The 12,089-nt window shown below is 75.1% G+C and carries 9 protein-coding genes; 4 read left to right on the forward strand and 5 right to left on the reverse strand.

Annotated features, from left to right (window positions below; translation table 11 throughout):
• Positions 1–31: 31 nt before the first annotated feature.
• The 5 genes from BN6_RS37735 to BN6_RS46320 are packed head-to-tail and all read right to left on the reverse strand — an operon-like array spanning position 32 to position 8,634.
• Positions 32–1,540 carry a TNT domain-containing protein gene (locus BN6_RS37735; RefSeq protein WP_015105132.1) on the reverse strand — a complete coding sequence of 503 codons (1,509 nt, stop codon included), beginning with the start codon at positions 1,538–1,540 and terminating at the stop codon, positions 32–34.
• Positions 1,537–2,007: a hypothetical protein gene (locus BN6_RS37740; protein WP_015105133.1), complete on the reverse strand. Its 471-nt coding sequence runs from the start codon at positions 2,005–2,007 to the stop codon at positions 1,537–1,539. The genes BN6_RS37735 and BN6_RS37740 overlap by 4 nt, the downstream gene beginning before the upstream one ends.
• On the reverse strand, positions 1,970–7,789 hold the full coding sequence (locus BN6_RS49890) for a TNT domain-containing protein (RefSeq protein WP_015105134.1): 5,820 nt from the start codon (positions 7,787–7,789) through the stop codon (positions 1,970–1,972). The genes BN6_RS37740 and BN6_RS49890 overlap by 38 nt, the downstream gene beginning before the upstream one ends.
• Positions 7,790–7,813: 24 nt before the next feature.
• The gene (locus BN6_RS37750; RefSeq protein ID WP_015105135.1) at positions 7,814–8,131 is read right to left on the reverse strand and encodes a WXG100 family type VII secretion target; all 318 of its coding nucleotides are present in this window, start codon (positions 8,129–8,131) and stop codon (positions 7,814–7,816) included.
• A complete protein-coding gene (locus tag BN6_RS46320; protein ID WP_063641855.1) occupies positions 8,128–8,634 on the reverse strand; it encodes a YbaB/EbfC family nucleoid-associated protein in 507 nt (168 codons plus the stop codon). Before BN6_RS46320 ends, BN6_RS37750 begins: the two co-directional genes overlap by 4 nt.
• Before the next feature lie 109 nt (positions 8,635–8,743).
• On the opposite strand from BN6_RS46320, the gene BN6_RS37760 reads away from it, so the two are divergent.
• The 4 genes from BN6_RS37760 to BN6_RS37775 are packed head-to-tail and all read left to right on the forward strand — an operon-like array spanning position 8,744 to position 12,081.
• Positions 8,744–9,958, forward strand: a complete 1,215-nt coding sequence (locus tag BN6_RS37760) for an MFS transporter (protein WP_041315511.1) — start codon at positions 8,744–8,746, stop codon at positions 9,956–9,958.
• Positions 9,951–10,886, forward strand: a complete 936-nt coding sequence (locus BN6_RS37765) for a DMT family transporter (protein WP_015105137.1) — start codon at positions 9,951–9,953, stop codon at positions 10,884–10,886. Before BN6_RS37760 ends, BN6_RS37765 begins: the two co-directional genes overlap by 8 nt.
• A gap of 23 nt (positions 10,887–10,909) precedes the next feature.
• Positions 10,910–11,767, forward strand: coding sequence for a bifunctional methylenetetrahydrofolate dehydrogenase/methenyltetrahydrofolate cyclohydrolase (locus tag BN6_RS37770; RefSeq protein ID WP_197540223.1), 858 nt, complete (start codon positions 10,910–10,912; stop codon positions 11,765–11,767).
• 20 nt (positions 11,768–11,787) lie between these two features.
• The gene (locus BN6_RS37775) at positions 11,788–12,081 is read left to right on the forward strand and encodes a DUF3017 domain-containing protein (protein WP_015105139.1); all 294 of its coding nucleotides are present in this window, start codon (positions 11,788–11,790) and stop codon (positions 12,079–12,081) included.
• The last annotated feature ends 8 nt before the right edge of the window (positions 12,082–12,089 follow it).

A 12,089-nucleotide genomic window follows, 5' to 3' on the forward strand; every position in this document is an offset into this window, starting at 1 on the left:
CGAACGGACGAACCACGCGGTGCGACCGGAACTAGACCATCGGTGTCGGCGGCTCGGTGCTCGCCTCCGCCACCTCCACCAGGCTGCCATCCGCCAGCAGATCGCGCACGGAGCGGGCCAGGAAGTAGCCGGTGCCGCCGCCGACCTGGCCGAACCACGGCACCGCCACGCCCTTGAGCGCGGGCACCGGCTGCTGCACCCGATACACGTGGTAGCGACGATTCAGCCAATCGGGTGGCAGCGAGCGGTTGCCGTACATGGTCCCGGCGGCGTAGACGAGATTGCCGGTCTCCGCGCCGAACCGGTCCAGCTCGGTGCCCGGCGGCACCACCACCGCCTCCCGGTCGCGGAACAGCGACAGCGGCGGCTCGTCGGCCAGCGGCTGGATGTCGGCCACCGGCTGCACCACCGGCACCTGGCCGCCGGACCGCGTCCCGTCCAGGTCGTCGCGCCACAGCAGTTGCGCGAGCAGCGCCTTCGCCGCGTCCACCGCGTGCTCGTAGACCCGGGGCCGGCCGTGCGGACCGCGGTTGGCGTCCCAGAACTGGACCTGCCAGCCGGTCGGGCCGGGCGCGGGCTCCAGCACCAGGGCGTCCGGCTTCGGCTCGACGATCCCGTACTCGGCCTCGCCGACGCCGTAGTGGTCCAGCCGGGCCTTCAGGTGGTCGAGGGCGCGCTGGTCCACGTCGCTGATCACCCGCGGCGTGTACTCCGGCAGCGGCGCGCCCGCGACCTGGCCGGTGGCCACGGCCGTGGCGGCGGCCTCGGCGGCCGGGTCGACCGGCGGCACCTCGTAGCCGTTGTCCCGGATGTGCTGCACGAGCTGCGGCACCGGGGCGATCTGGTGCTCGCGCAGGTAGTAGGCGACGCCACCGGGCCACACCCAGGTGCCGTCGGTGTGGAACGACACCGGCACGGCGGGCGTCGCGTCCGGCTTGAACGCGTCCGCGCCGTAGGACCGCGCGGCCAGCGCGACCGGCGCGTTCTCCAGGTACGCGAGCAGGTCGTCCAGCTCCTGCGGGTGCACGCGCGGCCGGTCGTGCGTGGGCACGCCCGCCGCGTCCACGCCGTCGAACAGCGGGGCGGCGATCAGCGGCGGGTGCGCGGCGGGCGCGCCGCCACCGAGGTGGGCGCGCAGCCAGGCCGGCACGTCCTCCCGGGGGTGCAGCTCCAGCTCGTCGGCGTAGGCCGCGGCCGGCGGCGGGGACGTCCAGTCCGGCTCGTGGTCCCGGTTGAACTCCACCGAGTAGGTGTCCGGGTGCACCAGGTGGAACTTCAGCGAGAACCAGGTGCCCCGGTCCGGGCGGGCCATGCCCTCGCGGAGCTGGAGGAGGAACGGCAGCGCCTCGTCCGGGAGCTGCCACGGGAACGAGCCGCCGAACATGGTCAGCCCGGACGCCTGCGCCTCCACGTACCGGCCGACCACCCGGAAGTCCACGAACAGCTGCTCCCAGTCGCCCGGCAGCCGCTGCACGAGCAGCGTGGTGACCGAGCCGAGGATCGCGTTCTGGTCCTCGACGTCCAACTGCGGCGCGGTCATGCGTTCTGCTCCTCGGTGGCGGCCTCGGTCAGCTTGGCCCGCAGCCAGTCCGGGACGAAGGCCTCGTCGCGGGGGAAGACCAGCAGGTCACGGGCGAAGTCCGCGGCCGGGACCGGCGGCTCGAACCGCGGGTCGTGGTCGAAGTTGTAGGTGATGTCGATCCGCACCGGCGCGTTGACGACGCAGCGGCACGAGAACCACGCGCCCCGGCCCGGCTGGTAGAGCACCTGGCGCATCTCCTGGAACGCCTGGGTCAGCTCGTCGGGCGGCAGCACCTCCGGCGTCGACCCGTCCGGCCGGTACACCGTCAGCGCCAGGTCCTGCACCGCGACCGTCATCTTCACCAGCAGGTCGATCCGCCGGAAGTCCTCGGGAGCCGCGGTCAGCAGCAGGCCGCCGATGCGCTGGAGCAGCTCGTCGTGCCGCTGCTCAGAACTCGGCGGGCCAGAGGGCTGCGTTGTGCTCATTCGGGTAGCTCCTGACGTAGATCTCGGTCGTGCCGTCGGCGAGCGTCACACGCCACCGGGTCTGGTACGTGTGCGGGTGGCGCTGGAGCGGGTCGCGCAGGGCGAAGGTGTCGATGATCTCGACGGTACCGCCGGCCTTGATGAACTTCGACCGGTCCCGCTCCATCCGGTGCCAGGTCTCCGCGGAGGCGAACGCGGGCCGGCCGTTGCCCTGGTTCTGGTCGCGCTGCTGGCTGGACTGGTTGGCCGCCTCGGCCGGGAAGCCCAGCTCGTTGCCCTGGTGGTGGCCGCCGTCGGACAGCTTCCTGCCGTTGCCGTCGACCTCACCGTGGTTGCCGACCTCGATCTGCGCGGCACCGTCGCGGCGGATCGCGCCGCCCGAGGAGATGTCCGGCCGGCCGGTGGTGGCGACCGTCTCGCCGTCGCCGTTCGTCCGGCCCCTCCACATGCCGTTGTCGGCGGTCAGCGTGGCGTTGGGCAGCGGCAGGTTCAGGTCCGGGCTGAACGGCCGGAAGGTGTGCAGGTGCGACACCGCGCCGTCGTCGCCGGTCTGGAACGTGCCGTAGCCCTGCTTCTGGTGGTCGTCCAGGGTGAACCGGGTGTTCGGCGGCAGGTCCGGGCGCGCCGAGAACGGGGTGGCGTTGCCGAACGGCGCGGTGACGGCGGCGACCTGCGCGGGCGTCCAGTGCGCCGGGACACCGCCCACGACCTGCACCGAGTACTGGTACTCGCCGTCGACCCTGGTCCGCACCTGCTGGAGCTGGACCTCGCCGCTGCCCGGCGCGGGCCAGGTCCGCGCGGGCTGCTCGGCGCGGCCGAGCCCGTAGAAGCCGTCGGAGGTGATGTTCGCGCCCGCCGGGGCGTGCGCGATCTCGTTGTTCACCCGGCTGCGCTGGCCCGAGTGGGTCTCCTCGAACACCACGTGCCCGGCGTCGTCGGTGATGAACCGGCCGCGGTGCTGGCCGTGCTCGTCGGTGACCGTGTACTGGGTGTTGGCGTCGTGCACCTGGCCGGGCCGGCTGAACGGCTCGCCCTGCCCCAGGTCGCCCACCGAGTGCTGGTCGCGGAACGCCGGTGCGGTGCCGTCCACCGCGTTCTGCGGGTGGCCGTTCGCGTCGGTGGTGAACTCCTGGTGCAGCGGGCCGCGGTCGATGTTGTAGTTCGCCCCGCCGACCGGGTGGGTCACCTCGGGGTTGCGGGACTCGCCCAGGAAGTCCGGCGCGGCGATCCACCTCGGCCGGCCGTCCGCGTCGGTCTGCACCGTGCCGCGGTAGGCGCCGTCCGTGTCGTGGACCTCCAGCCGGGTGTCCGGCGGCAGGTCGGTGCGGGCGGTGAACGCCTCCCCCGGCCCCGGGGCCAGCGGGTGGTCCTGGCCGATCACCACGCGGCCGTTCGCCGGGGGCGGCGGTGTCTCGATGATCGCGGTCCGCTGGACCGGGACCTCCTGGCCGCCGATCCGGACCGTGCCCTCGGTGGTCTGCCGGGTGCCGTCGGCGTTGGCCACGAACGCGTCGTGGCGGTGGCCGGTCTCGACCCGGTAGTGCGCGTCCGGCGCGGGGTGCCGGACCTCCGGGTTGTCGCCGTGCCGGGTGTTCGGCGCGATCGCGTCGACGTGGACCCTGCCGTCCGCGTCGACGTGCACGACCGTGCGGACCTCGCCGTTCGGGTTCCGCACCTCGATCCGGGTGTCCCGGGGCAGCTCGCGGCCGTCGAACAGCGACTGGTCCTCGGCCAACCGGACGGTCTCGCGGTGCCGGGTCTCCGGCTCCTGCCACGGGGTCTGCACCTGCGGCTCGACGTCCTGCCGGCCGCGGTGCGCCTGGTCGTCGGTCGCGGTGGCCAGGTCGCCCTTCGGCTCGTGACCGGGCGGCATCCCGTTGTCGCCGACCGGGGTGCTCGTGCCGTCCGGCTCGAACGCGTGCCAGCCGCCGTCCGGCGGGATCCGCGGGCCGCCGGTCTCGGTCGGCGAACTCGCGTAGAGGTTGCCGTGCTGGTCGGACCACGCCAGGGTGTCCGGCGCGGTGACCGGCTGACCGGTCTCCCGGGCCACGTGCGCGGCGAGGCTGTTCTCGCCGCCCGCGCCCGCGTCGCAGCCGACGAACGTGATCGGCCGGTTCGCCAGGTCCGGGTGGTTGGTGATCAGCTCGACCAGCTCGGGCCGGGTGTAGTGGGTGTCGCCGATCCGGACGCCGTCGCCGTCGGTGTGCACGTCGAGCAGCGCGTGGCCGTCCGTGGCCGGGATCCGGCCGGACAGGTCGCGCAGCCGGTCCTCGGTGTGCAGGGCAACGCCCGAGTCGGTGACCTGGCTGTTGCGGATCGCCTGGTCGACCCGCTGGGACACCTCGCCGAGCGGGATCGGACCGTTGTGCGCGACCGGGCCGAGGTCCGGGTTCGGGGTGTGCGTGGCCGGGCCCTCGGCGGACGGGTAGCCGTCGAACGCACCGGCGCGGGCGTCGGCGACGGTGGCCGCGTCGGGGCGCAGGACGTTGCCGCCGCGGTCGAAGGTGCCGAAGTCGGGGGCGAGCACGCGGCCGTCCGCCGGCGGGACGTCCACCTCGCGCATCACGCCCAGGTCGAGCAGGCGCTGCACGCTCATCTGGCCGGTCGCCGGGTCGATCAGCGCCGGGTCCACCACCGGCTGGAGCTGGCGCGCCCCGCCCGGCTGGTCGAACGCCGGGGCGACCTGCGCGAGCTCGACGGTGAGCGGGGCGTCGAGGACGTAGACGTGGTAGCCCTTGCCCATGCTGTCGGGCAGGATCGCGCGCTCCCCGAAGCCGTACGGCTGACCGTCCGGGCGCAGCGGCGACAGGAAGTCGCCGTTCGGGCTGCCGAACCGGTCCAGCACCGTGCCGGCGGGCAGTTCCACGACCACGCGCGGGCCGTCCGCGCCCTGGTTCGCGGGCCACGCGATCGAGCCGTCCGGGTGCGAGTGGGCGTCGATGAACGGCTGGTAGCTGCCGTGCGGACCGTAGGGCTGGTAGGTCGGCTCGATGATCGCGGCGGCGCGCTGGTCGTAGGTGCCGATCTCGCGGTCCGTGGGGCCGGTGCTGTCGTGGACGGAGTGGTACGGCCCGTCGTGCGAGAACCCGGGCACCACACCGGCCGGGTTGCCCCAGACCCCCTTGTGCGGGAACGGGTCTGCGGCGGGGGTCGCGCCGCCGGCCGAGGCCGGGTCGGCGGGTGCGGTGTCGGCGGGCCACTCGTGGCTGGAGGCGGGCGAGTGCTCGTCACCGGGCGCACCGACCGTGTCCGGGGTGGTGCCGTCGGGGGTCGTGCCGTCCGGGGTGGTCGCGTCCGGGGTGGGGCTGGGGGTGGCGTCCGGAGTCGGGGTTGGGCTTTCGGTGCCACGGGAAGCGGGGGCTTCTGTTCCGCGAGAGGCAGGCGCTTCCGTGCCTCGCGAGGCAGGCGCTTCCGGGCCGCGGGACGCGGGGGCGTCGGTGCGCGGGGCGGTGCCGAGGTCGGCGCGCGGGGTGGTCGGGGCGGAGCCCTGCGGGGGGCGTGGTGCGGGGGTCGAGGCGTCCGGGCGGGTCGGCTGGGTGCCTGCTCCGGGGTGGTGCGGGGGTGCGCCCGCACCTGGCTGGTGACCGGTGGGGCCGAAACCTCCCGGTTGGGGGCCGAAACCGCCGGGTTGGGCCGCGATGCCGCCTGCGGGCGGGGCGGACGGGCCGCGCTGCTCGGGCATGACCGGGGTGGTGTGCTGCGGCGCGGGGCCGGTCTCGTGGAACGGCTGGACCGGCATGCCGGTCGTCGAGCTGGCGCTGACCGCGTCCGTCCCGGGCACGGTCTGGTCGTGACCACCGGAGTTCGGGTCGGAGAAGAAGCCGGACGACGTCGGCGCGGAAGGTCCACGCCCACCGCCACCACCGCCACCGCCACCTGCGGGAGGAGCCGCGAGCCCGGCACCACCGGCCATGGGCGCACCCATCCCGGCCGCCGACCCCGCACCCGGCCCAGCCGGAGCCGGACCGGACGCACCCGGCCCACCGACCGCCGGACCGCCCGCCGGACCACCGGCGGGAGGAGCCATCGGAGCCACCCCGCTGGTCGGAGCCACCCCCGGAACCGGCCCACCGGTAACCCCCGGAACCGGACCGGCCCCGGGCACCGAACCACCGGGCACCGAACCACCAGGAACTGACCCACCGGGAACGGAACCGCCGGGAACTGGTCCGCCCGGGGTCGAGCCACCGGGGGTCGAGCCACCGGGAACGGGACCGCCCGGAGTCGAGCCGCCGGGCGTCGGAGCCGTGCCGAGACCCGACGTGCCGGGGGTCGGACCGCCGGGTGTGGTGGTGGGGGTGAAGGCCGAGCCGCCGGGCACGCCGACGCCACCAGGCAGGCCGCCCGGGGCGCGTCCGGCCGTGCCGCCCGGCGTCGTGCCGGGGGTCGCGCCGGGAGTGGCAAAGGGAGTGCCGTGCGGGGTCGCGCCTGGGATGCCTGCGGCGCCGGGTGCACGGGGGGTGCTGCCGGGGGACGTGCCGCCGGGGGTGCTGCCGGCCAGGGGGGTGCCGGTCGTGGGGGCGCCCAGGCGGTTGCTGATCGACGGGGCGCTGCCGCCGGTTCCCGGTGACGTCGGCAGGGAGCCCGCGCCGGGGCGGGCGATCGGGGCGGTGGCCGGTGCGCCGGAGAAGCCGGCCGGGGCGGACGTGCCGCCGGGCGTCGGGGCTTCGCCGCCGCCGATCCGGGGCGGTGCGGCCACCGACGGGCCGGGGGCGGGCGGCGCGGCCACCGAGGACGCCGTAGTCGAGTCGCCGCCGCGCGGGGTGTTCAGGCCGTCACGGCTGATCGTCGGGCCGCCGGAGGTGCTGCCGCCCGGAGTGCCGCCCGGAGTGCCGGCGGGAGTGCCGCCAGGGGTGCCGGCCGGGTTGCCGAGGGACGGCGGCGACGAGACCGGGCCCAGGTCGGGCGGTCCACCCGGACCGCCCACGTTCACCCGGGGCGCTTCGACGGTGATGCCGTCCTTCGCGCCGCCGATACCGCCCGACACCGCACCCGCCGACGCGCCCATCAGCACGTCACGCGCGCTGATGTCCTGGCCCATCACGGCCGCGGTGCCGACCGTGGACACCGCGCCCTCGACCGCGCCCCGGGTCGCGCCGACCGCCACCTGACCGGCCAGTCCGCCGCCCTCGAACTTCATGCCGCCGGACACGCCGCCGACCAGGCCTGAGACCGCGCCGGACACGGCGGCCTCGCCGGTCTTGCCCCAGTCCCAGTTCTCGCGGTTGCCGCTGAGCATCTGGACGCCCTGGATGGCCGCGTCGATGCCGACCGAGATCGCGACCTCTTTGAGGATCGCCAGGATCAGCTGCCGGAAGGTGAACTGCACGATCAGGCGGGTCGCCTGCTGGGCGATCGGGATGCCTGCGGTGGTCGCGCCGAACGTGCCGAACGCGGCGGCGACCAGGGCGGCGATCTCGATGGCCAGCGCGATCAGCGAGGCGATGATCGACAGCTTGGTGTACTCGACCTCGAGCGCGGTGTTGTCGCAGCTCTCCGCCAGCTGCTCGCAGATCTTCTGCAGCTTCGGCAGGTAGGACTCGTCGCCGTCGGCGAACTTCTTCCAGTACTCCTCGAAGCGCCCGACGGCCTCGCCGGTCTGGCTCGCCATCACCGTCGACGCGGCCCCGTTGGCCTCGTCGATCACCGACTTCACGCCCTGTGCGGCCGTGCGGTAGGCGTCGGCCATGCGCCGCAACGCCGTCTCGTCACCCTCCGGCCAGCTCTGCCCGACCACGATCGGGAAGAGCCAGGTGACCTCGCTCGGGATCTCGATGCCCACCGCAGTGCCCCTTGAGTAAGTCCGTCAGTAGGTCCGGGAGATCCCGGTCGCGTTGCCCTGGTCGACGCCCTCGTAGGTGTCGGCCGACTGGTCGACACCCGTGCGGATGTCCTGCAACGCCTTCGCGAGGTTCTTGAACGCGTCGAGCGTGGCGGTCGAGTTGGGCACGTAGCTCTTGGCGAACGCCTGCCCCGACTCGTCGCCGCCCCAGCACTGGCCCTCGGCCCGCAACGCGCCGTCGAGCTGCTGGAACACGCCGTCGAGCGCGTCGCCCGACCCGCTGAACTGGGCCGCGCCCCGGCGCATGCCGGGCAGGTCGACCTGGAAACCGCCGCCGCTCACCAGCCACTCCTGTCCATGAAGCTGTCGCCGTCCTCGTCGTCGGGTCGCGGCGCGGGCGCTCGGCGCTGGGCCGACGGCGGCTGCGGCACGGCGGGCGGCGGGGGGATGAGGTCGGTCAGCGACGGCACGCCGGGCAGCAGCTCCGACAGGTCGACGCTGCCACCCCGCTGGGCGGGCGCGATCACCTCGTTGAGCTCGGTGCGGGACTTGGCCACGGCCTGGAGGATCGTCTCGGTGGCCACGCGCGCGAGCTTGTCCGGGGTGGTGCGCTCGAAGGCGTTCGCGGAGAACTCCAAGGACGTCACCGCACCGGTGGAGTCGACCGACGCGCGGACCGAACCGTCCTTGGACACCGCCGACGCGGTGATCGCCTGGACGCGCTCCTGGGTCTCCCGCAGCTCGGCCGTCTTGGTCTTGAGCTCGGCCAGGAGGGTGTCGACCTGGTCGCGCATGGCGGCGTTGCGGGCCTCCAGCTCAGCCCTCCGCCCGGTGGGATCGGTCACAGCTGTCCCCTCGCTCGTGCCTCTAGGAGGTGCTGACGCTAACCGAGGGCGTCGGGTTCCCGCGGATATCGGTGGCGGGCCTGTCGGGGGCCGGGTGCACAGTGGTCGGGTGCTCCGGCCCTACCGCGAACTCGCGGCCATTCCTGGACTGCCCTCGCTGCTGCTGTGGTCGATGGTCGGTCGGCTGCACATACCCGGCACGCCGCTCGCGTCGTCGTTCCTGATCGCCGGCTGGACCGGCTCGTACGCGGCGGCGGGGCTGGTCGGCGGGGCGTTCGCGGTCGGCCTGGGCATCGCCGGCCCGGTCCGCGGGCGGGCCGCGGACCGCAACCCGGCGAGCCGGTTGCTGCTGGTCACGGCCATCGGGTACGGGGTGGCGAGCGGGGTCGCGGGGCTGCTGCCGACGGTGCTGCCGCCGTCGTGGTGGCCGCTGTCGGTGGTCGTCGCGGTGCTGGCCGGGATGTCCATGCCGCCGGTCACCCAGCTGAGCCGGGCGAGCTTCCCGAGGCTGGCGACGGGGCCGGCGCGGCAGGCCGTGTTCACCGTCGAGGCGTCCATGCAGGAGTTGATGTACGTCGTCGGGCCGGCGCTGGCGGCGTTCGCGGTCGCCGTTGCGGACCCCCGAACCGCGCTGTGGCTGTGCGGCGCGATGGGGGTGCTCGGGGCGCTCGGGTTCCGGGGGGCGCTGCGCCGGGCCGGGCTGGACGAGCCGGCGGCGCGCCCGGAGCGGACCGGCGGGCGGACGCTGCTCGCGGACCGCTCGATGCTGTACGCGCTGCTCACCGGGCTGTGCGTGGTGGCGTCGCTGGTGTCGGTGGACATGGTGGTCATCGCCTGGGCGCGGGACCGGGGCAGCCCGGCGCTGGCCGGGGTGCTGACGGCGGTGTGGGGCGTCGGGTCGGTGCTGGGCGGGCTGGTCGCGGGCGGGTGGACCGGCGGGTTCCGGCTGACCCGGCGGCTGGCGGTGCTGGCGCTCGGGGTGGCGGCGCTGGTGCCGGTGCTGCCACCGGTCCTGGTGCCGTCGTCGGCGTGGCTGATCGGGGCGGTGCTGGCGGTCGGCGGGCTGGCCATCGCGCCCGCGATCGCCGCGAACAACGCCCGGGTCGACGACCTCGCGCCGGACGGGCGCAAGGCCGAGGCGTTCGGCTGGATGGGCGCGTTCAGCACGGCCGGGTCGGCGCTGGTGCTGCCCGCCGTCGGATGGCTGCTGGACCACGTCGGGCCCGCCGCGGCGGCCCTGGCGAGCACCGGGGCGGCGCTGCTGGCGGTCGCCTTGTCGAGCCGGGTGCGGGTGCCGGCGGCCCGGGACCACGCAGTTGGGTGACGTCCGGGCGCTCGGAGTGCTCGTCGCGTTCATCGGCGGGGTGTTCCTGGCCGTGCAGGGCCGGGTGAACGGGCAACTCGGCTCGGCCTTCGGCGACGGGTTCGTGGCGGCGCTGGTGTCGTTCGCGGGCGGGTTGGTCGTGCTGCTCGCGGTGGTGCCCACGACCCGGGCCGGCCGGGCCGGGCTGCGCCGGCTGCGGGACGTGCTGCGCGCCGGCGGGATCCGCTGGTGGCAGTGCGTCGGCGGGGCGTGCGGGGCGTTCTTCGTGTCCACGCAGGGGCTCACCGTCCCGGTGCTGGGCGTCGCGACGTTCACCGTGGCCGTGGTGGCGGCCCAGGTGGTGAGCAGCCTGCTGGTGGACCGGGCGGGGGTGGGGCCGGCGAGCGTGCGGCCGTTCACCGGGCCGAGGGTCGCCGGGGCGGCGCTCACGGTGGTCGCGGTCGGGATCGCGGTGTCCGACGAGTTCGGCCGGCCGGAGGCGCTGTGGCCGGCGCTGCTGCCCGCGCTGGCCGGGCTCGGGCTGGGCTGGCAGCAGGCGGTCAACGGGCAGGTGCGGGAGGCCGCGCGCAGCACGCGGGTGACGACGCTGGTCAACTTCGCCACCGGGACGGTCGTGCTGGTGGCGGTGTGCGCGGTCGACGTCGCCGTGCGCGGGCTGCCGGTCACCGCGCCGAGCGGGCCGTGGCTGTACGCGGGTGGCGTGCTGGGGATCGTGGCCATCGGCTCGGCGGTGCCGGCGGTGCGCTGGAGCGGGGTGCTGCTGACCGGCCTGGGTCAGGTGGCCGGTCAGCTGGTCGGGGCGCTCGCGGTGGACGCGGTGCTGCCGGCGGGTGCGGCGCTGTCCGCGGTGACCGTCGTCGGCACGGCGTTGGCCCTGGTGGCGGTCGGCATCGCGGCGCTGCCCGGCCGGCGGCGCGGCCGGGCGTAGGCGGTGGTGGGAGGATGGGGCGCGTGACGGCGACGATCCTCAACGGCAGGGCCACCCGGGACTCGATCTTCGACGACCTCCGCGCGCGGGTCGCGGCGCTGGTCGAGCGGGGGGTGACGCCGGGGCTGGCCACCGTGCTGGTCGGCGACGACCCCGGGTCGCACTCCTACGTCAAGGGCAAGCACACCGCGTGCGCGAAGGTCGGCATCACCTCGATCCGCCGCGACCTGCCCGCCGACACCACGCAGGAGCGGCTCGAAGCCGTCATCGACGAGCTCAACGCCGACCCGGCGTGCACCGCCTACATCGTGCAGCTCCCGCTGCCCCGGCACCTGGACGCCAACGCGATCCTGGAGCGCATCGACCCGCGCAAGGACGGCGACGGCCTGCACCCGGTCAACCTGGGCAAGCTGGTCCTGGGCGACGAGGCCCCGCTGCCCGCCACGCCGCGCGGCGTGGTCGAGCTGCTGCGCCGGTACGAGGTGCCGATCGCGGGCGCGAACGTGACCGTCGTGGGTCGCGGGGTGACGGTCGGCCGGCCGATCGGGCTGCTGCTGACCCGGCGCAGCGAGAACGCCACGGTCACCCTGTGCCACACCGGCACCAAGGATCTGGCGGCCGAGGTGCGCCGGGCGGACATCGTGGTGGCGGGCGCGGGCAGCCCCGGCCTGATCACCGCGGACATGGTCAAGCCCGGCGCGGCCGTGGTCGACGTCGGCATCACCCGCACCGAGGCGGGCCTGGTCGGCGACGTGCACCCGGACGTGGCCGAGGTCGCCGGGTTCCTCGCGCCGATCCCCGGTGGCGCGGGACCCATGACCATTGCCATGCTGCTGACCAACACGGTCGAGGCGGCCGAGCGCGGCCTCGCGACGGACTGAGGGCGGAAGCGGTGGAGCTGATGCCGGAGCAGCGCTGGCGGTCGGCGGCGGGGCAGCACCTGCCGTTCGCGTTGGTGCTGGCCGTGGTCGGGTTCGGGATCCTGCGCGTCGCGCAGTACCACTGGCGGCAGGGCGCGGTGCTGATCGGCGTGGCGCTGCTGCTCGCGGCGCTGCTGCGGGTGCTGGTGACCGACGAGCAGGCGGGCCTGATCGCGATCCGCAGCCGGGGCGTGGACGCGTTGCTGTACTCCGGCCTGGGCATCGCGGTGATCGGTGTCGCGATGACCATCATCGGCGGCCCGCTGAGCCGCTAGCGCGCTGG

Source organism: Saccharothrix espanaensis DSM 44229 (assembly GCF_000328705.1).
Lineage (GTDB): Bacteria > Actinomycetota > Actinomycetes > Mycobacteriales > Pseudonocardiaceae > Actinosynnema > Actinosynnema espanaense.

Excerpts from the sequence above, each read along its gene's own strand:
- BN6_RS37735 (WP_015105132.1), bottom strand. The coding sequence starts at position 1,540 with ATGACCGCGCCGCAGTTGGACGTCGAGGACCAGAACGCGATCCTCGGC.
- BN6_RS37740 (WP_015105133.1), bottom strand. The coding sequence starts at position 2,007 with ATGAGCACAACGCAGCCCTCTGGCCCGCCGAGTTCTGAGCAGCGGCAC.
- BN6_RS37775 (WP_015105139.1), top strand. The coding sequence starts at position 11,788 with ATGCCGGAGCAGCGCTGGCGGTCGGCGGCGGGGCAGCACCTGCCGTTC.